This is a genomic window from Pseudoflavitalea sp. G-6-1-2, assembly GCF_012927185.1.
Classification (GTDB): Bacteria; Bacteroidota; Bacteroidia; order Chitinophagales; family Chitinophagaceae; genus Pseudobacter.
Map to the genome: position 1 here is coordinate 465,536 of NZ_JABBGB010000003.1, position 24,810 is coordinate 490,345.

General features: G+C 40.7%; 20 protein-coding genes. 8 read left to right on the forward strand and 12 right to left on the reverse strand.

Annotated features, from left to right (window positions below):
- The first annotated feature begins 5 nt into the window (after positions 1-5).
- The 7 genes from HHL16_RS19120 (at position 6) to HHL16_RS19150 (ending at position 11,625) form a co-directional block, all read left to right on the forward strand.
- Positions 6-1,460 (forward strand): RagB/SusD family nutrient uptake outer membrane protein, encoded by a 1,455-nt coding sequence (locus HHL16_RS19120; protein WP_169426949.1) that lies wholly within the window; start codon positions 6-8, stop codon positions 1,458-1,460.
- Positions 1,461-1,471: 11 nt separating this feature from the next.
- Entirely contained in the window at positions 1,472-2,389 is a 918-nt protein-coding gene (locus HHL16_RS19125) for a hypothetical protein (protein WP_169426950.1), read from the forward strand.
- 608 nt (positions 2,390-2,997) lie between these two features.
- Positions 2,998-3,603, forward strand: a complete 606-nt coding sequence (locus HHL16_RS19130) for a sigma-70 family RNA polymerase sigma factor (protein ID WP_169426951.1) — start codon at positions 2,998-3,000, stop codon at positions 3,601-3,603.
- A 142-nt stretch (positions 3,604-3,745) separates the two neighbouring features.
- Positions 3,746-4,933, forward strand: a complete 1,188-nt coding sequence (locus HHL16_RS19135; protein WP_169426952.1) for a FecR family protein — start codon at positions 3,746-3,748, stop codon at positions 4,931-4,933.
- A gap of 447 nt (positions 4,934-5,380) precedes the next feature.
- A complete protein-coding gene (locus HHL16_RS19140; RefSeq protein WP_169426953.1) occupies positions 5,381-6,736 on the forward strand; it encodes a redoxin family protein in 1,356 nt (451 codons plus the stop codon).
- A 43-nt stretch (positions 6,737-6,779) separates the two neighbouring features.
- Positions 6,780-10,265 carry a SusC/RagA family TonB-linked outer membrane protein gene (locus HHL16_RS19145; protein WP_169426954.1) on the forward strand — a complete coding sequence of 1,162 codons (3,486 nt, stop codon included), beginning with the start codon at positions 6,780-6,782 and terminating at the stop codon, positions 10,263-10,265.
- A gap of 4 nt (positions 10,266-10,269) precedes the next feature.
- A complete protein-coding gene (locus tag HHL16_RS19150) occupies positions 10,270-11,625 on the forward strand; it encodes a RagB/SusD family nutrient uptake outer membrane protein (RefSeq protein ID WP_169426955.1) in 1,356 nt (451 codons plus the stop codon).
- A gap of 187 nt (positions 11,626-11,812) precedes the next feature.
- On the opposite strand, the gene HHL16_RS19155 is transcribed toward HHL16_RS19150, so the two are convergent.
- The 11 genes from HHL16_RS19155 to HHL16_RS19205 form a co-directional block, all read right to left on the reverse strand.
- Positions 11,813-12,187: a hypothetical protein gene (locus HHL16_RS19155; protein WP_169426956.1), complete on the reverse strand. Its 375-nt coding sequence runs from the start codon at positions 12,185-12,187 to the stop codon at positions 11,813-11,815.
- 230 nt (positions 12,188-12,417) lie between these two features.
- A complete protein-coding gene (locus tag HHL16_RS19160; protein ID WP_169426957.1) occupies positions 12,418-12,792 on the reverse strand; it encodes a hypothetical protein in 375 nt (124 codons plus the stop codon).
- 161 nt (positions 12,793-12,953) lie between these two features.
- The gene (locus HHL16_RS19165; RefSeq protein ID WP_169426958.1) at positions 12,954-13,325 is read right to left on the reverse strand and encodes a hypothetical protein; all 372 of its coding nucleotides are present in this window, start codon (positions 13,323-13,325) and stop codon (positions 12,954-12,956) included.
- A 232-nt stretch (positions 13,326-13,557) separates the two neighbouring features.
- Complete coding sequence (locus HHL16_RS19170; RefSeq protein ID WP_169426959.1) at positions 13,558-13,935, reverse strand: hypothetical protein; 378 nt, start codon at positions 13,933-13,935, stop codon at positions 13,558-13,560.
- Between the two features lie 232 nt (positions 13,936-14,167).
- Positions 14,168-14,545 carry a hypothetical protein gene (locus tag HHL16_RS19175; RefSeq protein WP_169426960.1) on the reverse strand — a complete coding sequence of 126 codons (378 nt, stop codon included), beginning with the start codon at positions 14,543-14,545 and terminating at the stop codon, positions 14,168-14,170.
- A gap of 196 nt (positions 14,546-14,741) precedes the next feature.
- A complete protein-coding gene (locus HHL16_RS19180; RefSeq protein WP_169426961.1) occupies positions 14,742-15,119 on the reverse strand; it encodes a hypothetical protein in 378 nt (125 codons plus the stop codon).
- A 172-nt stretch (positions 15,120-15,291) separates the two neighbouring features.
- On the reverse strand, positions 15,292-15,750 hold the full coding sequence (locus tag HHL16_RS19185; protein ID WP_240966269.1) for a MauE/DoxX family redox-associated membrane protein: 459 nt from the start codon (positions 15,748-15,750) through the stop codon (positions 15,292-15,294).
- A 1,271-nt stretch (positions 15,751-17,021) separates the two neighbouring features.
- Positions 17,022-17,843 carry a hypothetical protein gene (locus HHL16_RS19190; protein ID WP_169426962.1) on the reverse strand — a complete coding sequence of 274 codons (822 nt, stop codon included), beginning with the start codon at positions 17,841-17,843 and terminating at the stop codon, positions 17,022-17,024.
- Positions 17,844-17,970: 127 nt separating this feature from the next.
- On the reverse strand, positions 17,971-18,873 hold the full coding sequence (locus HHL16_RS19195) for an AraC family transcriptional regulator (RefSeq protein WP_169426963.1): 903 nt from the start codon (positions 18,871-18,873) through the stop codon (positions 17,971-17,973).
- A gap of 111 nt (positions 18,874-18,984) precedes the next feature.
- Positions 18,985-21,180 carry a glutamine synthetase III gene (locus HHL16_RS19200; RefSeq protein WP_169426964.1) on the reverse strand — a complete coding sequence of 732 codons (2,196 nt, stop codon included), beginning with the start codon at positions 21,178-21,180 and terminating at the stop codon, positions 18,985-18,987.
- Positions 21,181-21,330: 150 nt separating this feature from the next.
- Entirely contained in the window at positions 21,331-22,365 is a 1,035-nt protein-coding gene (locus HHL16_RS19205) for a hypothetical protein (protein WP_169426965.1), read from the reverse strand.
- Positions 22,366-22,624: 259 nt separating this feature from the next.
- On the opposite strand from HHL16_RS19205, the gene HHL16_RS19210 reads away from it, so the two are divergent.
- Complete coding sequence (locus HHL16_RS19210; RefSeq protein ID WP_169426966.1) at positions 22,625-23,770, forward strand: glycosyltransferase family 4 protein; 1,146 nt, start codon at positions 22,625-22,627, stop codon at positions 23,768-23,770.
- Here HHL16_RS19210 and HHL16_RS19215 read toward each other — a convergent pair.
- A complete protein-coding gene (locus tag HHL16_RS19215; RefSeq protein WP_169426967.1) occupies positions 23,767-24,717 on the reverse strand; it encodes a glycosyltransferase in 951 nt (316 codons plus the stop codon). The genes HHL16_RS19210 and HHL16_RS19215 overlap by 4 nt on opposite strands.
- Between the last annotated feature and the right edge of the window lie 93 nt (positions 24,718-24,810).

Consider the following 24,810-nt stretch of genomic DNA (forward strand, 5'->3'; position numbering starts at 1 on the left):
ACCGAATGAAAAAAAGATTCTATCTCTATATTTCAATGCTGCTGGCGGTTACCGGAACTGCCTGCAACAAGATGCTCGACATCAAACCGGTGAACAGCATGATACCCGTTTCTGTTGCAGACTACGAATCTGTGCTGATGGGAGGATACCCCCGCACCGATTTTTTTCTGAAAACGGAACTGCTCACAGATAATGTGTATGCCAACCTCAGCACCAGCAGAGCTGCTGATAAACCACTGGAGCCCTGGTTTGTGTGGGCGGCTAATCACCTGCTCGATGGCACTACTGATGATCCATACTGGAGCCAGTTATATAAAACCATCTTCTACGCCAACACGGTGCTGGATAATTTCATCAACCGCAACCCGGAACCTGCAGACAGAGAATTGTTCGAAACAGTGAAAGGGGAAGCGTATGCAATGAGGGCATTCTGTTATTTCTATCTGGTGAACCTGTATGCAGATGTATACAGTTCTGCCAATCTCGGTCTGCCAGGTGTACCAATGCCCCTCACTGCCGATGACATCAATAAAACCACGCAGAATAACAAACGCGAAACCATCGGGAATGTATGGAAACAAATTCAGGACGATCTCGATCAGGCAGCTGTGCTGCTTGCAGGAAAGATCGGCAAGAACAAATATCGTTTCGATATTAATGCGGTTCAGTTGTTGCGCGCACGCGTGTATCTGTTCACCAATCAGCCTGAAAAGGCCATCCAGGCTGCCTCGGATGTAATTGCTGCAAAGCCGCTGTTCAATATGAACGAAATGCAAAAGCGCATCGATGAGAAAGGAGAGTATGCTGCTTTCTCCGGCAATTTTGGAGTGATCGATTCCGATTACAAGAATGAAATACTTTTCTATACCGGAGGTAAAGGCAATAACAATATCTTCTATTATGGCAACTATATGTTTAAGCCATCCACTGAATTGCTGGCGCTTTGTCAACGACCGGGGATGAAAGATTATCGACAGTACATTTTTGCCTCCTTTGCCGATTTGAATACCGGCGATGGAGCAGAAACAGGCCCCACCCTGTACAATATGTTTGCAAAGCAGGAGAACCCTTCTTATTACATCGGACTAAAACTCAGTGAAGCCCTGATGATCCGCGCCGAATGTTATGCCCGCAGGAGCGAAAAGAAGAAAGCCATCGATGATCTCAATATGTTATTGCAACGCCGCATTAAGAGTACCGATTTTCAGCCACTCACCGAAGCTTCATTCGCTGATGATGCTGCATTGCTGAAACGTGTACTCGAAGAGCGGAGAGTAGAACTCGCTTTCGATGGAGGTTTGCGCTGGTTCGATCTGCGCAGGCTTGGAAAGCCACGGCTGGAGCATATTTACAAAAACGGAGTTGTGTACGAGCTGAAGCAGAACGATCCGAAATATATTCTGCAGATCCCGATGAGCGAGCAAAACAATAGTCCGGAAATGCCATTGAACCCACGTTAAAACGCACGATCATGAAAAAACTTAGCTATATCCTGCCGGTAATGTTGTGTGCATTGCTGGCATCCTGTTCAAAAGAAACTGCACCGGTTGCAACAGAGCAATTAGGAATCGATCAGCAGTTTTCACCTCCTGCAGATGCAGATCCCAGAGTGAAACAAATGTATCAGACCTACAATGTTTGGGTACGGATGGATTTCAACAACTGGAAAGAAGTAACCAATGCCATTATCGCCAATGATCCGATCAATCGCTGGGGAGTGGGAAAAATAGATCCTTCCTATCGTGAGTCTGCATACACCTGGATGCAAACACTGCTTCCGAATGTATCGGAGAAATATGTACGTACTTTTTTTCCGCTTGAGTTCTTCTTCGTGAAAACGTATGGCGGCAGTTTCTGGACAAGCGATATCAAAACAATCGGGCGCAGCAGAATCATCATCTGCTGGCCAAATCAGATGCTGAATACGCAGCCGATCACAGATCCTGCAAATCATTATTACATCGATACTGTACTTACAAGAACTGTATGGGGATTTCTGGGAGGCATGATAACGGCACGGATGGCAGAGCCCATCAAAGCCTTTGTAGTGGCCGGAAAGGCGTACGACAATGGACAGGCATTTGATAAGATTTCAAAGGAATATCAGGCTGATGGAAATCTTGAGAAACGCGATGCGGCCCTGGCTGAACTGGCGAGATCAGGTGGATATGTGAGGGGGTCTGCTTCAAGGAATTTTGATGGTGATTTTTCGGAGTGGTTGAAGTTGATAGCTACAGAGTCTTATGAAAATATCAAGAGAGATTATCTGGATAATAGTCCGGCCAGGGCCCAGAAGTATGAGATATTGATAAAGTATTTTAAGGAGTATGGCTGGGATATTCAGGCAGCAGGGAATAAGTACCGGCAGAAGATCGATGAATTGAATTGATTGGTTATATGTACCCTTTGATCTGGAGCGCCTCAGCAATGAGGCGCTTCTTTTTATTTGTCTGCGGTACTTCTGCTGGCCACCGGCAAAGCTAAATGCATGCAAACCATGCTATTGTGAGAAAACTTAATTTGTGACAATATGGCCCGTGCAGGGGGGATAGCATCTAGAAATCAGTAGGCTATTAAGGACAAATTATAGGGGTTCCGGAATTATTTTAGTATTTATTAACGATCATTAGCATACTAATGTCTTTTTTACGTCAACAGCGCAATTAAGTTGCAAAAGACGTATTTCTACAATAATTTGGCGGCTATTGTTTTATAATCACTCACTCGAACCTATCCTACAGAATAGCCGAAACCCAAAAATCAAAATAACGTTGCCGGATGTGGCATAAAAAAACAAGAACCTTTTAAAACAGGTTAATGTTTGTGTGGTTTGCAGGTACATGGAAATTTGGCAAGAGGAATATTGATTCATATGACTACTTAAGTCATAAATTTGGTTTTAAATAACTTGGGAATAATTGGTTTATATTATAAGTACTGACTATTTGAAGAGTACTAATATGCTCAATTCGGTCCTACTGGTTAAACGCTTTTACAATGCGAGATGCTCAAGGCTATTCTGATGTAGATTTACTAAATGATTTCCGGGAAGGGAACCCGAAAGCTGTTGAAAAGCTGTTCGAGCTCTACTATGAGGAGTTGGTATATTTTGTACGTCAACTTATTCCCGATTTGAAGGATGCAGAAGATATAGCGAGCGGAATATTCATTAAGCTGCTGAAGAAGCAAAAAGATTTTGAAAATCTATCCAATATTAAGGCCTACCTGTTTGTAACTGCGCGTAACGCAGCATTCGATGAACTTAGAAAAGAAAATGTGCATGCAAAATATGTTCGGGAAGCGGCATACATTGGTGAGACTTCAACTGAGTTCGACTATGAACTGTATGAGGTGCAGGCCAATCTTGTAAAAGTTATCCGGGATGAAATAAATGCACTGCCTACTCAATGTAGAGAAATCTTTACAAGATACTTTGTCCAACATAAATCTACCCAGGAAATAGCCACGGATCTGCATCTCGCAGATGTAACTGTTCGCCGGCAAAAACAAATTGCACTGGTTACAATCAGACTTGCACTGCAAAGGAAAAAACTGATGACAGTAAATTCCCTTCTTCTTATCTTCTTTTTCTTTCTTCTCTAATTGTACGGGTACTCCATTTTACCTATCTGAAATATTTTTTTAAATTTTTATTAATTCTTTTGAACGGAATAATCTAGCCTTCGTTTTATAAGTAGTAAGAGGTTATTCTGATTAGGCAATAATCAAAAGCGAATTGTGTGTTATGAAGAATTTACGAATTGCAGCTATTATTAAAAAAAGCCTGAGTGGTGAAATCTCTTCTGAGGAACGTAAAGTATTGACTGATTGGTTAGCTGTTTCTGCAAAGAGACAAGAGTTCTTTGAACGAATTAAGGCTGATAATAATTATTTGGCTGAACAGGCCAGTGTGCTCGATGAAGCAAACTGGCAAAACGCATACGCAAAATTCAGCGAAGAGCATCTGGAAGATTTTGATAACGGTAAGGCAAAAAACAGGTACAAAAGATTCTATATAGGTGTAGCTATTGCAGCTACCTTTCTTTTAATGATAATGGCGGGTATCTATCTTTATTTGAATAATTCGAAAAATAAAGTTGAAGATACCATAGCTAAGATGAAAGGGGAGGTGATGCCGGCCAAAGGTGATCTTACACTTACGCTGGCAAATGGCCAAACAATAGATCTGGGAAAGAACACGCAAAAAGAGGTTATTGCAAAACAGGGAAACAGTGATGTGATCCTGGCAGCAAATGAACTCTCTTACACAGCTGACGGATCCAATGCTGATACATCGATGATGAATCGGATCTCAACTGGTAAAGGAGGTTATTTTGTGTTGAAGATGGCAGATGGAACAAATGTCTGGTTGAATGCAATGACTTCCATTAAATTCCCGGCCTCCTTTGGAAGCGGCCCGAGAAAAGTTGAAATTTTTGGTGAAGCATTCTTTAAAGTGGCTCCTGATAAGCGCCCCTTTATTGTTACCACAAAAAATAATACTCAGATTCAGGTTCTTGGAACACAATTCAATGTGAACGCATACGACAATAGTCATTCCATTAACACAACTCTTATTCAGGGTTCCGTTCTGGTTCGAAGCAACAATCAGGCTGCAAAGCTGATACCAGGCGAACAATCAGTAATTACTGATCAGGGAAATTCAGAAGTCCGAAAAACGATTAATCAGGATCAGGTACTAGCCTGGATTGAAAAAAAATTCTACTTCCGGCAAGCTTCAGTTGATGAAATAATGAATGAATTGAAAAAGAATTATGACATCAAGGAAGTGATTGTCGAAAAGAAGAGCAGCGAAAAATTCAATGGGATCATTTCAAAAAAAATTCCATTATCTGAAGTGCTGCGGATTTTTTCCTCTACCCAATTGATCGACTTCGAGATTCTGAACGGTAATACTGTAGTGATAAAATAATTTTTTAGTTTCTCTGTAGTTCAAAAAGATAGTTATTCCCAATTTTGCCAGGGTGTTTCTACACCTTGGATTCATGATCTTTTTGGCATTGTGTTAATGAGACTTTGATCTCATTTATTATCTGCGCAATAAGGAGTCCCACTCCACCTACCTATCCTTGCATTCAATATGCATTGAACCTTTCCTTAGGGCAACCTGACATACCCTTGTCTCTCTAAAAAAAAATTAAGTCTTCCTAAGACTCTTTCTGAAGGTTTGCCATTACATAATTTTTTTTCACGTTCGATTTCACACAGAGTTAGAATAGGCAAGTTATTGTCCTAGAAAAGCTAGTGAAAATTATTTTCACTCTATCCGGGTCTCCTGAATCTCAAGCTTGTTTGACGATTCGGGAGGCGCCGAATAGGATTCGGGGTATAATAAGTCAACAAAGAAAATGTCTACTAAATGAATAGTACAATGGTTAAAAAGGCGCTGAGAGGGATCTTCATCTGCTACTTACTTCTGATAAATTTTTTGTCTGCAAAAACACAGGCGCAGGGGACGCAGGCTCATCCACAATTTGCAAACGAACAATCGTTTGTGGTTCCGATAAAGGTGGGTGATCCGGTTCCTAATATCCGGTTTGCGAATGTGCTTAATACTCCTTCCAAAGAGCTGAAGCTTTATGATATCCCTGCTAAATTGATTTTGCTGGATATGTGGACTACCTGGTGTACGTCCTGTATCGATGGCTTCCCCAAGATGGAGAAGCTGCAAAAGAAGTTCGGTAAAGACCTGCAGGTGCTGTTGGTGAATTCAAGCAGTGATAAATACAATACAGTTGAAAAAATATTGACTACACTATCCCGGAAAAAAGAAAAGACCGGATATTATCCTGGTTTGCCAATTCCGATTGCAGACACAATTCTGAATTATTATTTCCCGCACATCACAGTACCACATTATGTTTGGATAATGGATAAAAAGGTAATTGGAATTACCTCACAGCTGGAAGTTCAAGAGGAGAATATTCAAGACCTGATTGATGGGAAAAAAGTTAGCTTGAATATGAAAGACGACCAATCAAGCTATGAGTTTACCCAAGACCTTTCCTCCAGAACTAATATGATTGATGGATCGAAATTTCTATATAAGTCGATTATTACCGGTTTTAAACCGGGAATTGGAGCAGCCAATGGAATCGGTGGTGACGAAAATAATAATATCACAAAGCTGTTTCTGATCAACATAGACTTACTTACTATGTATAAAACTGCCTACCCGGAGGCTTTTGGCAACCTTCCCGCAAATAGGCTTTTGATTGAGGTGCAAGATTCAACTCTTTTTCAATACAATTTGGATAAATGGAGAAATAATGTGTATTGTTATGAATTGACAACTTCACCTACCACTGTAGAACAATTGCTAAATTATCTGAGGCAAGATTTGTTCCGATACTTTAATATAAATGTTCGGACGGAGGGCAGGAAAATGAAATACTATGTACTTACAAAGAATAGTAATTTCTCCGTTAAGCGGTTTGGAAATTCAGATGATTCAGTAATAGAAATTGAACCGCAGGATTTACATAAGAAACTCAGAAATCAGCCTGTAAGCCAACTTGTCAACATGCTGAATTCAATTTCAATTTATCCGATTCTTGACTCAACAGGATTAAAGGATAATATCAATATTGATTTCCCATTTGATATATATAAGTATGACATAGACAAATTGAAAACTTTTGTAGCAAATAACGGATTTCTATTGGAAGAGCGGTTTGGAGAGATTGATGTAACAGTCATTTCCAGTAATAAATAATAGGCCAACATTTTTTTCTTCTGTTTTACCCAAATTACTGCTTATGAGAACAATTCTTTCCCTAACCTACATTTTATTGTTTACCATTCAATCAAGTGCATTCGTTTTTTTTCAGGGTATCACAATAGTAGCCAAAAACGAATCACTTGAAAAGGTGCTTTTGGATATTCAAAAGCAATCTGATTATGTGATGGTTTATGCTGGACAGCAAATGCAAGTGGCAAATAAAGTGTCGGTTTCGTTGAAAAATGTTTCAGTACATGAGGCAATGAAAGAAATCATGAAGGATCAACCCTTAGGGTACTTGCTTGAAGATGGAGCTAAAAGGATAATAATACAATCGAGAAGATTAACTCAAAAAAAGATCGAGTTACCTGAATTCCAGCGTAATGGTTCACCTATTAAGCTAGTTGGAAAAGTATTGAATGAGAAAGGAGAGCCTGTGATAGGGGCTACTGTTCGGGTAAAAGGGAAAGATATTTATACTTCTACCTCTCAAGATGGATCATTTAGTTTTGATGGAATTGATGAAAAATCAGTTATAGAGATCACAAGTATTGGATATGAGATGAAAACCGTAAGCATTGGAGGTAGGAATAGTATCGATATTAAATTGAATGCCGTAGCCCAACAAATGAAAGAGGTTATAGTAAGTACGGGATATCAGGATATTCCCAAAGAACGGGCAACTGGTTCTTTTGCAAAGGTTGATAATGCGCTCCTTAATGAGCAAGTTGGAACCAATATTTTGAAACGTCTTGAAGGTGTTACCAGTGGCGTTTTGTTTGATAATAAAAGCAATGAGGCCGGACGGAAAAAATTAGGACTTTCAATCAGAGGAGTAAGTTCAATTAATGGACCTCTTGATCCTTTGATTGTATTGGACGGCTATATTTACGATGGAGACATAAATAATATCAATCCCAATATCGTCGAAAGTATTACTGTTTTGAAAGATGCAGCAGCAACTTCTATTTGGGGGGCAAGGGCGGGAAATGGAGTAATTGTAATTACCAGCAAGAAAGGAAAGTTTAATAAGAAACCAGAGGTTTCTTTCAATTCTACCTTTATTTTCGGTACTAAACCCAATCTATTCGATTTGTCCAGAATTTCCTCAAGTGACTTTGTTGAGGTGGAGCAAACCTTATTTAATAACAGGTATTTTAACCGGCTAATAAGTAGGTTTCCTCTTTTTGAATGGACACCAGCAATTGAGCTTTTCATAAAAAGACGGAATGGACAAATTTCTTCTGCTGACTCTCTTGAGCAAATAAACAAGATCAAAAACTATGATAGCAGAAATGATTTTATGAAACATAGTTACACCAATTCAAAAGTACAACAATATAGTCTCGGGGTTACAGGGGGAACTTCGGAGAATGCATATAGCATGATAGTAGGGTATGATAAAAGTATCGGTGAATTATATGAGAAATCAAAAAAGATCAATATTCGGATTGAGAATACCTATAGGCCTTCCAAAAATATTTCAATTAATCTGGGTGTTGCGTATACAAATTCAAATCAGCAGGGAGGACGCCCCTCGTATGGCACCACACGTGTACAAGGAAGAACAATACCTTATTTAAAGTTAGCAGATGAGAATGGAACAGCATTGCCTATTCCTTTATATCGTCAAAAAGTAGTGGATCAGATAGGGGGGGGGCAATTACTTGATTGGAATAATTATCTTCTAGATAATTACAAGTATTCAAAACTGGAGTCAAACAGGGAAGAGTGGTTTGCTACTGCAGGTTTGCAATTTAAGATAAATAACGTTCTTAGTTTCGACATAAAATCGCAGTATTTTATTCAAAATACTATCACCAAAGATATTAATGATGCAGAAAGTTTTTTTGCGAGAGACATAATAAATATGTATTCTCAGATTGATCCTAATTCCGGTAATATTATCAGACCTGTTCCTTTGGGCGGAATTATGAAACAACTTTCAGCAAAAGATCATTCCTATACAATTCGGGGTCAACTCAATTTCAATAAGAGTTGGAAAAATCATCAGGTATACGGGATATTAGGGAGTGAAATGAGGGAGTTGAAAAATGAATCGGATGGCCAATTGTATTATGGTTATAATAATGATCCTTTATCTGTGAGCCGGATTGATAATGTCAATTTGTATCCGCTAATAGTAGGAGGTCAAGTACTAACTATTCCATCTCCTCCTGAGCCAGGCTTGAATGTAAATAGGTATAATTCCGTTTTTACGAATATTGCATACACATATGATAGTAAATACACTTTTTCGCTGAGTGCAAGGAGGGATGGAGCGAATATTTTTGGAGCAAATACAAATGATAAATGGAAACCACTCTGGTCAACTGGTTTTAGCTGGAACATTTCAGGCGAGAAATTTTATAAATCCAGCTTTGTACCAGAGTTAGCACTACGTATTACCTATGGCAAAAGCGGTAATGTAGATCCATCGAAAACCTCGAAACCTATTATGGGTTATTCGACTGATCCTATCAACAATAACACAGTAGCAGTTATTTCATCACTAAATGATCCAAGTTTAAGATGGGAGCAAATTGCTATGCTTAATTTGGGAATTGATTTTTCGTTAGCCAAAGGAGTTGTTTCAGGAACCGTAGAATACTATCGAAAAAAAGGCACAGATTTATATGGTTCGGTAGAATATGATTATACAACTTGGGGAGGGTCCAACTTTGTGACTAAAAATGTTGCAGATATTAAGGGGCATGGTATTGATATTGTACTTAATTCTAAAAACATTAATCGAGATATTAAGTGGAATACCAACTTAATATTTAATTACAATCTCACTAAAACCTTAAATTATCCAAATCCTAATTATTCCTTAACGACACTTCTTGCAAATGGGTCTAGCATAACGCCGGTCGAAGGAAAACCTCTTTATTCTATTGCTGCTTATAAATGGGGAAAGTTGGATGCCGCAGGTAGTGCGCAAGGATTTGTGGATGGGAAGCTCAGCAAAGATTATGAGGCAATAAGAAATGAAGCGAGCTTAAAAGGCGATAAAGGTAATTTAGTTTTCGTTGGTTCAACTTTGCCACTATTTAACGGATCCTTGAATAATCATTTTTCATGGAAAGGGATTTTTGTGGCAATAAACATAAGCTACAAGTTTGGTTATTATTTCAAAAATCTGGCTACAACCTATTCGGCATTAGTTTCGACTGGTATTGGTTATGGGGATTTTGCACAAAGGTGGAAGCAACCTGGTGATGAAATGCATACCGATGTCCCCAAATTTGATTACTCGGAATATCAAAGCCTTGGATCCTTCTACTCGAATGCGGAAATTAACGTTCACAAAGCAGATAATATACGACTTCAATACATTAATCTGGGTTACAATTTTGCCCCTCTTTTAAAAAGGAAATACGTGAACTCACTTGAGCTTTATTTTAATGCTTCAAACCTTGGCATTATTTGGAAAGCCAACAAAGTTGGGGTTGATCCTGATTATCCTGCAGTACTAAGTCCGAGAAAAACTTATGCTTTTGGAGTTAGAGCAAACTTTTAAAATTATGAAGAAAGTATCAACAATATTTATGATATCAATTGCATTGTTCTTGATATCATGCAATAAATTCCTGGATAAGAAAGCCGATGCCACTCAAGCGGTTCCAAAAACACTTAATGATTTACAAGCACTTTTGGATTATACCAAAATAAGTAATTTTGCTACCCCCGGTTCCGGTGAGGCTTCTGCTGATGATTATTTTATGCCCAATGAACTTATTGATGCTTATGGAGAAGGTGCCTTAAAAACGTATATCTGGCAGGCATATGCCTATCCATATAACAATGATTGGGCACAACCTTATCAAGCTATTTATACTGCCAATTTATGTTTAGAGCAACTAGAAAAGATAAGTCGAACTAGCCAAAATCAAAATAATTGGGACAAAATTAAAGGTACTGCTCTGTTTCTCAGAAGCTATTATTTTGTTCAATTGGCCTGGGTATATGCGAAATCCTACAATGCAGGTACCGCCTCTCAAGACCTGGGTATAATAATTAGGTTGACCTCTGATTTCAATGATAAATCGAAGAGGTCAACAGTTGCAGAAACTTATGCTCAAATTTTGTCTGATGCAAATGAATCTCTTAGGCTGCTTCCCGAAAGGGCTGAGTATCAGACTAGGCCATCCCAGGCAGCGACATATGCATTGCTTTCCAGAATTTATCTGTCAATGAGAAATTATGACAGTTGCATGAAATATACTGACTTAGGGTGGAAAGCAAATAATACATTAATTGACTTCAACGATCCTTCGGTAGTTAATCCAAATTCTGAGACACCAATTGTTCCTAAGAATAAAGAAATCATTTTTTGGACTCAATTTGCCCCATTTCATATAGGTACAAATCCCGCAGTTGTCTCTGTAGATACATCGTTGTTTCAAATGTACGATGAATCCGATTTAAGAAAGTTAGCCTTTTTTGGGTCCAATGGATTGTATTACTCCTTTAAAGGGAGCTACTCGGGAGACCCTTATGTACTGTTTACGGGATTAACAACAGCTGAGTTATTACTTACAAGGGCAGAGTGTTATGCCAGAAAAGGAATGATAGATAAAGCCCTTGAAGATTTGAATGCATTATTAATAAAAAGGTGGAACGCGGAAATAGAGTTTCACCCACGGGAAGCTTCAACGGCAGACCAAGCGCTCACATTAATATTGGAGGAAAGGAGGAAAGAGTTAACCACAAGAGGAGTAAGATGGATGGATATAAAGAGGCTAAATCTGGAAGGAAGGAATATTTCTATAACGCGCGAAATTAAAGGAACAAAATATGTGTTGCCTCCCAATGACAAAAGATTTGCACTTCCGATCCCACCGGACATTGTTATACGTACTGGTGTTGAACAAAATTAGTATACACTTTTTAATTTCATTAATCAAGCCTTAAAACAACTAAAAGCGTCTCAAATTATTGAGGCGCTTTTTTGTATGATTTTCAATGTAGTGAATAGCTTTTCGATTCATTGGATAAGTAGCAGTCATCGGTTGGTCTATAGATTCTTTAGGTCGAAAAGATAAGTAAAAGTCTGCTGTAGCACAATCAATTACGATTGGTAATAGTATATAACCCTGGAGAACCATACAACCAAACCGGAATATAGTAGGATGGATTAATACCTCGTGCTGCAGATACTTGAACTAATGTACCATCAAGAACTCTAGGTAAAAAAGGGCCACCAGGATTCGTTGTTAATCTTGAATCGTCAATTCGGATACGGCAAGCCTGTTGGTTAACACCGTTGCAAAAAGGGATAGAGAATACTTCTTCCCAGAGTGTTTCATCCTCAACGTCAAATAAAAATACTGGGTTACCTACAAATTGAACATATGTGATTGACTTTTTGGGCGGTGAAGTAAAAGCAACTCCAATTAATGCGAATAAAACAGCTATTGTACCAAATAGATAATTTTTCATAAACAATTTTTTTATGTTAAGACAAATTAATACCAACTTCAGAGACGGAAATTATTTCAAATGTTTTTAGTGGAAAGAATTTATAGCCTATACGGCTCTTCCTTTAAGAAAAATTCCCCGTGTTGTATTTACTTCAGTAGGATATTCGGAATTAACAACTATTCAGGCATAGCTGCAATTGCCTGAATGTTTCAGCTACAAAACCTAAAATACGTCTTCAGGTCTTATTATTAATCTTGATTTGTAACAACATATGCCCCAGGATTTCCGGTCAATGAAGAAACAATGTAGTAATTTATACTTATACCGTGTGCCGCGTTTATTTGAAGTAAGGCACCATTTAAGACCCTGGGAAATATAGTTCCCATTGGATGGATTGTTAATTTTGAATGATCTATTTGGATCCGACAAGCTTTTTTATTAACTCCATTGCAATTTGGCGCAGGAGAGATTTCTTCCCAGCTAGTTTCATCCTGAACTTGAGTAACACTTGCTGGATTCCCTACGAATTCAACATATGTTAATGTTTTTTTTGATGGAGCAGCAAATGATGCAGCAGTAATTGCTATCACTACAGGTATTGGGCGGGCTAGATTTTTTTTCATAATCAATCTTTTAGAAATTAATAAATGCTAGCCTGATCTGCGGCTAGGAGTGTTCCATCTTATTTATGGAAAACGTATTTTAATTTATTTGATTTCGTCAATATGAAAATTCAGCTAACTCGATTACCGAATTCTAAATTATGAGTCATTTGGCGCTATAGCTAATTACGATTGGTGATGGTATATGGACCAGGACTACCGCTCAAAGAGGTAGGGATGTAATAAACCCCGTCAATACCGTGTGCTACATTTAATTGAATCATTGCGCCGTTAAGAACCTTTGGATGTGGAGGTCCCGGGATGGTGGTTAACTTTGAGTTGTCAATTCGGATTCTGCAAGCTTTTCTATTAACTCCATCGCAATTGGGAATAGAAGGAGCTTCTTGCCAAAGAGTTTGGTCTTGGACTTGACTTAAAATTGCTGGATTACCTACGAATTGAACATATGTTAATATTCTTTTTGCTGGGGCGCTAAATGCAGCTACAATAATAGCTATCACTATGGCTAATGTGCCCAATAGATTTTTTTTCATATTTAATCTTTTTAGAAATTAATAAATGATAAACTTTCCATTGGTATGAATTAAATTAATGGCCATTAATGAAAGCTTATTTGAAGTTTCATGTTTTAGTTGGTATGAAAATTCAAGCTAAATGCAGTTGTATCCTGCAGATATTCGGAATTAAGCTTAATCGAATTAATTATTTAGGTTCATAGGTGTGATTATGTTTCATATAAAAACCTGAAATAATATTATTCTGGGACTAATTCTCATTAGTAATTAAATATGAGCCTGGAGTACCGTGCAAGGTAACAGGAACATAGTTAATATTGTCCATACAGTGGCTTGCATTAATTGAAGTCACTTTTGCTGCATCAAGAACCTTTGGTAACAATGGGCCACCAGGATTGGCTATTAATTTTGAATCGTCAATTTGGATTCGGCAAGCCTTTCTACAAAAAAAATCACAAGATGGAACTCCTACAACTTGCTCCCACTGTGTTTGATCTTGAACATCAGTTTGAATAAGCGGATTACCTACAAATTGAACAAATGCTTGCGTTCTATTTGCTGAAGTAGTAAATGCAGCCGCTCCAATAGCAATTGCAATTGCTAATGTGCCAAACAAATATTTTTTCATAATTGAACTTTTATAAATTAATAAAGATTAGCCTATTCGGAATATGAATTATTTCAACTGCAATTATGGATACATAATGGGGTTTGTAGGTTTTGCTGTCTTGATAATCTAATTAAATACAATTGTATCAGACGGGTAATCGAAATGAATCGGAGTACAAATGAAATCATAGCTCTTAGACCGTTGATATATCAGTTACAGAACCTGAGAGTATATTCTTCTTGTACCGATACTAATTCTTATTACCAATTGTGTATGAACCTGGAGTGCCACTCAAATTAGTTGGAACATAGTAAACATTGTCGATACCGTGTGATACATTTATTGAAGTCACTTTTGTTGGATCAAGAGTCTTAGGCTCCATTGGATTAATAGGGTTGGTTATTAACTTTGAGTCGTCAATCTGGATTCTGCAAGCTTTTCTAACAATGAGATCACAAGATGGAATTCCTACTGCTTGTTCCCAATTAACTTGATCTTGAACATCAGCCATAATTGATGGGTTACCTACGAATTGAACATAAGTTGTAGCTTTTGCAGTTGGAGCTGTGAAAGCTGCTGCGCCAATAGCGAGAACAACGGCCAATGTACCGATCAGATATTTTTTCATAAATAAGTATTTTGAATTTAGGAGTAATTGCTTTCCTTATTTTGGAAATGATTATTAGAATAAAGATTCAACTATTACCAGGCGAATCAGAAGGATTTACGAATATCCTGAAATCTATGTAAGACTACAGCCCACCTTGGTGGGCTGTAGATAATTCAGTTTCAAAACCTGAAGTTGTATTCTTCTGGCTCTGATACTAGTTCTTATTTGCAATTGTATAAGTACCTGGAGTACCATTCAAAGCAGTAGGAACATAAAAAGTATTGTCAACATTATGTGCTGCAGAAATTGAAGTCACTTTTGCTGCATCAAGAACCTTAGGAAGCAATGGACCACCAGGATTGGTGATTAATTTTGAATCATCTATCTGGATGCGGCAAGCTTTTCTATTTACCAGATCACAAGATGGAGTTCCTACAGCTTGTTCCCACTGAGTTTGATCTTGAACATCAGTCAAAGTTGCTGGGTTTCCTACGAATTGAACATAAGTATTTGCTTTTTTAGATGGAGCTGTGAAAGCAACTGCACCAATAGCGAGAACAACGGCCAATGTGCCAATCAGATATTTTTTCATAAAAAAAGCTTTAGATTATTTACAAAATGGTTGCCTACTCTATTGTACAGGTTTTCGGCGATTTCCCTGTCTTGACAATTCGGTGTCAAAGCCTAGCAATATCGAGTAGCTACGTCAATACTGCAGTTGTTGTACAACAAAAGAGTTTATCTGTTATTTCTTTCTAAGCGAATTATTGTATGGCTGCTTTAAATGGGAGATTGTCTTCCGGTTGCCCTTTCTTCATTAATCTATATCCAAGAAAAGCGAGGAACGTAAAGAAGATATTGAAAACAAGATGCTGTCCCCAGGTCATTTGACTGATCACTCCACCACAACTGCAGGGTTTGTCATCTGCAAAAAGCATGAAATAGGCAATGTATAAAGTGAAGATGAGCATCAAAATAAATGAACTCAAAAATCCTATCTTTTTAGTTCTCTGGAAGAAGAGTAATCCTGAAATTATTATCTCTACAATTGGTACAGCAAAAGCGACAAACAGAAAATGAGATTTAACTAACGGAGATAATTTGAGCATTACCATAAAAGTCTTAAACGATACGAATTTGCTGATTGCCGTATACATGAACAATAATATCAGAAGGCCAGAAATTGTTTCAATTGCAGTGCTACGGGACATTTTCAGTTTCATAACTTATTTTCTTTTAGGACTTAGGAACTCGAAGAAACTATTTGCTAATCAAAAAAAATCCTGCTGGGATATCGGTTGATTCCCTATTCTTGAACATAGTATTCTCAGTACACTTTATGAAATCAGTGATCAGGTAGTTATAGTAGTATAATCCAGAGATGAATTGCTTATTCAGCAACGATTATATCCAACTTGTGTCTCTTAAAAAATGGTCGATAGTAAGTATTCTTGTTTGTCTGTCCGATTGTGAATTGAGGGTTCTAAGTAGTAGTGCATCACAATCACAATGTAAATATCAGGGATGTTTTGAAATATGAATTATGAATTCGGGATACTTTGTTTTGTTTTTAAACTTGTGTTCGTTTGTGTCAGCCGAATCGAAAAATAGTAAGAGCTTTTGCAGAGGAGAAGAAGCAAAACGAACTCTTTTCCACTTCATCCTTCCTCTCCAATCGTAATCTTCTTCGTTTCATTTTCTATAGCAAATATCGGGTCTTTTCATTCGGTCTGTTTATGATTTTGGGAGCATTTTTATTGCTAAAATGCATGGTGGATTATTAAAGATCAAAGAGCCGGATACACGAACTGTATATCTAAATGAACCGAAAACATACTTATTATATTGTACATCAATCAACATTATTATATTTTTCTTGTGACTAACCGGAACTGGAGATCTGCCTGCTCTTTATTATAGGAGGAATTTCGATGTCAATTACTTTGCGGCATTTCTTTCGGGAAGAATGATCTATAGTAATCACCTTATTACTAATACCTATTTAGACTGGATTTGAGAATCAGGAAGAAAGGTGATCCCGAAGATTAACATATGTGACTCTTATGGTGCACACTTAAAGTTATTGCAATGCAAACAGGCGAAAAGCGCCGATGGTACGTAATACTACTACGGGTAAGGTGCGGATAAGAAGGCAGGCTTCAGGTAGGTAAGATGGTAGTAGGGTGGAAGTTGAGTGCCATAGTTGGTAGAGTTGATGTGGACTTGATCTGGATGAGGTCTGCTGGAGAGGTGTAGGCTGTGTAAGCGCAGAGTGAGCTCGAAATTTTGTTGTTGCGGGGTATTTGCAACGGCTGTTTAAGTGAAGTGAATGGTAAGTGAAGTAACATAAAGAAGAAAATAGAGTAGAAATGGGAGAAAATTGAGCGGTAGGGAAACAAGCATCCACGAAGCTTTGCTTCGGAGTGAGAAATTGAAATGGCCCGTCAATAAAACTTCGCTTGATTTTTTCAGAGAAGCGCGTCGATGATCATTGCTATTCTCTCTGTTCTTTGAGACGATAATTTTCAGACATATCGTTGCTTGCCGAAAGAATATTTTCAGGTGTATTTTGTTGCGGATGATTATTGGATGTGTACTGTGAATATTGCGATGCACGGCTCGCTGCGTTTTCTTTTTGCTGGTTTCTCCGTTGCTTTTTACTGATTGTGTTTGCAGGTGGCACTTCTACTTTGATGATATCTGTTGCATGATATCGCTTATCGTTCAACGGATATTTTCCCTGATATGGATTGGCTTGCAACACTACAATCAATGTGCCTTTGCCGGGAAGGTTAACATCGAATTCAATTGGTTTAAAATATGCAGACCAACGAACGAGCTCGTGCATGTAAGACCGTTCAAGAGATTGGAGGATTTTTCCTGTTGTTATATCAATCCTCATAGCAATGAGCTTGTACTCCATATGCGTGACCTTTATGTGTCGAGGTTGGATGATTTTGGTGATGCGGAGTATGTTATCATCCCCAAGCATTGGAGACTGCATGAAATCGGATATATGCGCCTGCTGATTGAACCGGTACCCTCTGAGCCCTTCCACTCCTGATTGGATAATGGCTTTGTTGAGACGGTTTACGTGGTTTCTGTCTTTCCTGCCCGACAGGTAGGGCGCCAATGCTTGTCTTATCAGTTTTCCGGTATGGCTGGCTTCGCCAAATCGTTTGGCTGCTTTGCGCGTTTGATGTGTTTGTTTTACTTGCATCGGCATGCTGCGCAGGCAATGAGTGCCGTTGCGATAGTAACCGATGAGATCTCCACATCTGCCGGTGAATTTGATCTTTCCTGTTAGAATGGCCATACAAAATGATTTGTACTTAATCTACTCAAAACAGACGTGAAGGTTTTGGAAGAGATTGTTAATATTGAATGTTAGGGTTGTCTGAAACCCTGTAGCACCAAGGAGTTATCCCAGTTCGGGAGCAACATCATTGTCCGGCCCTGTATACTGTATTATGCTGATTCCTGAAATCAGAAGGAGCTTTCCCGATCTTCTTTGTCAGAAATGCCGTAAATGCCAGCGTCTCTTTAAACCCTAAAGTATAACCGATTTCCTTAACCGATTTTTGTGTTCCGAGCAAAAGCCTCTTGGCTTCGAGCACCAATCGGATATCGATCAGTTCTTTTGCTGAGGCTCCGAGATATTGTCTTGTAAGTGTAGTGAGATAATTGGATGTAAGTGCAAGCTTTTCAGCGTAGAAAGAAACAGATTTTTCTTTGAGAAAATGTTGATCTATCTGTTGCAGAAATGCTGGTATTGCCGGATGGATATTTTTGTTTTCATGCTCCTGTCTGATATCCATTTCCTCGCTGATGAAATCGAGTATGATCTGAACCCTGAGGTGAATGATGTTGCTATATTTTTTTTCGGGGTCTTCAATCTCTTCCCGCAGCAATTCAAATTCCCTGCTGAGCTTGGCTGCGGTTTTTGATAAAAGCTCTATAACCGGAAAGTTATTGGACCGGATACCGATAAACTTCGTCAGCGGAAGCATCTGTTCTATATAACTTTTGGAAAGTATGAGTTTATGTCCCCGTGCTCCCGGTTGAGTATCCCATGAGTGGATCTGCCCTGGAAAGGAGATATGTATCTGGTTGTTTCCATGAGGGTATTTTGTAAAGTCTATCTCATGCCATCCTTTAGCCGCTTCGAAGAAGATGAATACAAAAGAGTCCGGAGCGCGGAAATTCGATATGGTACTTGCGCCAGCTATCGGAAAGTAAGCGATACTCTCGTTGATCTGGTTCTCCAGATCGAGGTCCTTATCAATCTTCTGGAATGGCATGTTAAGAGCCAGTAAGACAAAATTGGTGCCGATCGAACATTTCATGCCAATAAAAAAGGGCTACCCCCTCTCAGGAGCAGCCCATTGCTTGTCATGTCAGTGTACCAGAATTCTTTTCTATTTAACCGTCAAAAGAGAACTCTGACACTACTGTCCTTATCTCAGGAATAACATTTCGCGATACTTAGGCAGTTGCCAGTACTGATCTGCTACCAGCAGTTCGAGTTTGTCTACATGGTAACGGATCTCATCGAAGTAAACATCTTTCACCTGGCTTTGATAAGCGATTGCTTTGGTGCGTGAGTTGGTCATTGCATTCGCTACTTTTCTTGCCTCGATCATTTTCTCTACGAGATCAGCTGTTTTGTTGATATGCTCGGAGATCTTCACCAGAATCTGTTTCTGATTGGCGAATGAATCTTCTGAGAGGCCGATCTCTTTCAGTCCCTTGATGTTGTTGATCAGAATATTCTGATACTTGATGGCAGCAGGGAGAATATGGCTGGTGCAGAGCTCACCCATGATGCGGGCTTCGATCTGTACGTGTTTGATATATTTTTCCAGTTCGATCTCGTGACGTGCTTCGAGCTCAACATGACTGAGTACGTTGTTGCTTTCGAAGAGCTTTTTGGAGCTGTCGCTAACCATAGCATCGAGTGCGAGTGGTGTGGTGCGAACGTTAGGCAGACCGCGGCGTGCTGCTTCGTGGTGCCATTCTTCGCTGTAACCGTCGCCTTCGAAGAGTACTTTTTCGCTGCTTACGATATACTCGCGGATCACGTGCATGATGGCGATCTCTTTCTTCTCTCCTTTATCGATCAGTGCATCTACTTCGGCCTTGAAGTTCTTCAGGGTCTCAGCCATGATGGTGTTCAGTGTGGTCATCGGGTTGGCACAGTTGGCAGTAGAACCTACAGCGCGGAACTCGAATTTGTTACCGGTGAACGCAAATGGCGAAGTACGGTTACGATCGGTATTGTCGAGCAGCAGCTCAGGGATGCTTCTGTGGAGATCGAGTTTGAGGATGGCTTCGTCCTGTTCGTCGAATTTGTCGCCTACTCTTTGTTTCACATCTTCCAGTACTTTGGCCAGGTACTGACCGATGAATACGGAGATGATGGCAGGAGGCGCTTCGTTTGCACCAAGGCGGTGGTCGTTACCTGCCGATGCGATAGATGCGCGGAGGATCTCTGCGTAATCGTGTACGGCTTTGATGGTGTTCACGAAGAACGTGAGGAACATCAGGTTGGTCTTCGGTGTTTTACCGGGAGCGAGCAGGTTAATGCCTGTATCTGTTGCAAGGCTCCAGTTGTTGTGTTTACCGCTGCCGTTGATGCCTGCGAATGGTTTCTCGTGCATCAGTACGCGCAGTTTGTGGCGGCGTGCTACACGGTCCATGATGTCCATCAGCAGGGTATTGTGGTCTACCGCTACGCTTACTTCTTCGAAGATAGGTGCGCACTCGAACTGTGCAGGCGCTACTTCGTTGTGGCGTGTGCGGAGAGGGATACCGAGTTTATAGCTTTCTTCTTCGTAATCTCTCATGAAAGCGTAGATTCTTTCAGGGATAGATCCGAAGTAGTGGTCTTCGAGCTGTTGTCCTTTAGCGGGAGCATGACCGAACACGGTTCTTCCACCCAGTACGAGGTCGGGGCGGCTGTTGAACATGGCTTCGTCGATCACAAAGTATTCCTGCTCCCATCCGAGGGTAACTTTTACATTGGTGATGTTCTTGTCGAAGTAGTTGCAAACGTCTACAGCTGCTTTATTGAGCGCCTCTACTGATTTGAGGAGGGGAGCTTTGTAATCGAGCGTAGCGCCTGTGTATGATACGAAGATGGTGGGAATGCACAATGTTTTGCCTTCGCCGATCTCCATGATGAATGCTGGTGAAGAAGGATCCCATGCTGTGTAACCGCGTGCTTCGAAAGTAGCGCGGATACCGCCGTTGGGGAAGGATGATGCATCAGGCTCCTGCTGGATCAGTCCGTCGCCGTCGAATGTTTCGATAGCGCTGCCGTCACCTTTGATGGTGAAGAAGGAATCATGTTTTTCAGCCGTAGTGCCGGTGAGTGGCTGGAACCAGTGAGAATAGTGAGTAACACCTTTGCCCTCGGCCCATTGGCGCATGCCTGCAGCGATCTGATTGGCCACTGCACGATCGAGTTTTTTTGCTCCTTTAATAGAAGCGATCAGGCTTTTGTAGGCTTCATCACTTAAATACTCGCGGGCAGTTTTGAGGGTGAATACGTTTTCCCCGAAAATGCCGGTGATCTTGGTCGTGGTCTTTTTGGAGTGACCATTGGCGTTGCTCGACAGGTCGTTGATGGCTTTAAAACGTAAGGATTCCATTATGTGTGTTTTGCTTTATGCAAATAAACTACATATCCTTAGTTCAGGGAAATATTTTGGGCAGAATGTGAATATTTTTGATGGAATGGTGAAAATAAGTCAATTTTTTACGACAAACCACGGAAAACTAACGATCGGGAGTCTGTAATATCAAATATGTAATTTTTTATTATATGTGTAGGCGATCCAGCAGAGGAGAAAGAGTTCGGGAATTACCTTGTATCTCACTATTGCACCCGGAAACGGAACCGTAAAACCGGTGAATATGAATAAGGTAACAGCCGTTACCAGCAGAAATAACAAAAAAGGATGGTTGAACCGCTGCTTCCAGGCGGCCCGGTTGCGGAACAATGCCAGAAGTACCAGCAGCCAGAAAAAACATATGTCTGCTGCTGATACCAGTTGCAGCATCCCTTTGGCCTCCCATGGGGCAGGACGGAAAAACACATTCAACGCCGCTTCCGGCAATACTTTCAAAAAACTGCCAACGGTTGGCTGCAGTTCTCCCAGCTGATAGCGGGTATTTCCGTGGAGTGCAAAAAAAGCGGCCTGCCGGTCAGCTATCATTTTTACAGGATTGAAGGACGGGGATAATCCCACCGACACAAAAAAGAGTATGGCGCTGATACCATATACTATTATTACAGATTTCCAGGGTTTGACATTATACCTTACCGTAATGAATACACTCAGCAGGGCAGGCACCAGCAACATGGCAACGGGGTCGCGCATGATGAATGTACCGATGAAACCCAGCACTGCCCACGCTAACGCCCATCCGCTGCGGGTTTTGAGCCATCGGTAACCCTGCAGCAAACAGAGGCTGAGAAAGAAGAACAGCAGTCCGTCTCCACGAAAACCGCTTAACCAGAATAAAACGGGAGGAAAGAAAAACACCAGCAGAAACCATTTTTTCCGCTGGTCGGGGAACAGTTTTACCAGCAAACTGAAAAACCAAAAATGTCCCCAGAAGGTTATGAAGCTAAAAAAAACTATATTTATGTAATAATTACCACCACTGACCAGGTTGAAAAAGGCCTGGGGTTTGACGGTGAGATTGTATTCCCAATCGTCCACCAGATTCCTCAAACCCGCTGAGAGCGTAGCATGCTTCCTGATAGGAACCATGGGATTGAAGTCCCGTAGAAACAGATCCGTCTGATGCAACAGCAGATCTTTTTCCATTAAACCTTGTTGGTGAAAACTCCAGGTATCATCTCCCCCGAAATACCGGTAGAATATAAAGCCATACAAGGCTGCAACAAGAACCTTTACACCAAAAGCCGTAACCAGTTCGTTATTACTTAAAATAACGTTCTGCCTCTGAACCATTCGTTTGAGCAACCAGCAACAGACTGCTGATAGTACTATAATGTATATGATTGTGAGCATCTGACTGCTAAATATATCTGATAAATTATAATTTTGACGTTAATATCAAACAATGACGCGGCATCCAGCAAAAAATAAACTGATCGCATTCGTCTCCAACAGTGCATGGTCGGTATACAACTTCCGGATGGATGTGATCAGTAATCTGCTTGGTCAGGGGTACAATGTATTGATCATTGCTCCCGATGATGCACATTCGATCTATCTCAAAGAGGCCGGCTGTCATTTTCTGCCCATCGATTTCAACAATAAAACGGCCAATCCTATCAGTGACTGGCTTTTTTATCGCCAGTTGAAAAAGCTGTATCGCCAGTATCGTCCTGATTTTATTTTTCACTATGTGGCCAAACCGAATATCTACGGATCACTCGCGGCCAATGCCGTGAAAATTCCTTCAGTGGCAGTGATCACGGGGCTCGGTTATCCGTTCGCCAAAAGAAACTGGCTCTACTACACGCTTCGTTTTCTGTACACAAAAGCGCTTCGCCATACCAATGAAGTATGGTTTCTCAATAACGAAGATGCCAAGGTTTTCATTACCGAGAACATCGTTAATATCGAAAAAGCCAAAGTGCTTCCCGGAGAGGGGGTGAACACAGATTATTTTTCTCCTTCTTTCGAGCGTATCCGAAAGAAAGATGATGTGTTTACGTTCACGCTGTGTACCCGTCTGCTGCGAAGCAAGGGTATCGGCATTTATGCGGATGCTGCGCGCATTCTGAAGAAGAAGAACTATATCGTTCGGTTCGAGCTGGTAGGCTTCTTCGAATCGCATCATCCTGATTCCATCACACAGGAAGACCTGAAGCGATGGGAACAGGAGGGGCTGATCCACTACTGCGGATTTGCGGAGGATGTGCGTCCTTACCTCGAAAGGGCCGACTGTTTTGTATTCCCATCATTTTATAACGAAGGCGTTCCCCGCTGCCTTATGGAGGCTGCGAGTATGGAGCTGCCCATCATCACTGCGTTCAATCGTGGCTGTAAGGAAGTGGTGCTGAATAATTCCACCGGTTATATCTGCAAGGGGCAGGATCCTTTCGATCTGGCCGACAAAATGGAGAAAATGATCAACCTGCCCGCCGAAGATCGTGCCCGCATGGGAAAGAATGGCCGCTCGCTGGTGGTGAAGAAATTCGGTGTGGAGCGTGTGATAGAAGAGTATATCAGCACCCTGAATCAGGATATGCCGGATTAGAACTGCAGGGTATCGTCGAAAGTTCCTCCCCAGTGATCTTCGATACAATCGAGAACGCCGCTCTGGCGGATCTGCTGCTCCCATGTCCAGTTTTTAAGGTCGGGACTTGCATACATTGTGCCGCAAACCCGCTCCCATTGCAGGTCTGAGAGATCCTGTTTTATGTAGCAATATTGTCCTCCGTACTGTTGTTCGAATTGCATTATCCAGTGATACTGCGTGCTTACCACGGGCAGGCCCACGGCTGCGTATTCCAGAAATTTAGTGGAAGTCTGGCGGTTCAGCGGTTCTTTATCCATCATAAAATTGATGCCGAACCGGGCCCGTTTCAGCTGATGCGGGATCTGCTCATAGGGCAGGGGGCCAATGAATTGAATATTGTTATATCTGCTATATCTGTTCTTCAGTGCGTCGTATTCTTTTCCGATCACCAGCAGGCTTTGTTCGCGGAGATTGCCGGAAGCGAAGCAGTCGAGCAGTTTTTCGGGTTCGCGGATAGGACTGAGATCGCCCAGGTACACGAAATCGAATTCGTTGGTGGAAGGTTGGTGGGCTAACTGCATCCAGCTGTCGGGGATGCCCATATCGCGGTAGCCGTATTCCACATCATCTTCAAAACCGAAACTGTTTTTTACGTATTCGTTGAGAAAGAGGCGGTAATCGGGTTCAACGTTCAGCCATTTTTTACCGAGGTTCTTCCATTTGCGCCAGGGTGGGATGGAGGTGGAAGTATATTCGTGAATTTTCAGCACGCCGCGGCGGCGGGGGGAGAGGTCGGTACCCATGAGGCGCCACTCCACATCGCAGGGCATCTTTTTTATTTCTTCTTTATTCACGACCACGCAATCGATGCCATATCGGGCAAAAAATCCGCGATAGGCTTCGGTTTCAGAGAGAAAGGCTTTATTGTTATGTACAAATGCGATGCGCATGGATGGTGGTAACAAAGGATAAATTTATGGATAAGATTGCAGAGTGGTTCGTACTTTTGCAGCTTCCTGATCCAAACCCAATTCCACCGGCGGAACAGGGACAAAAAA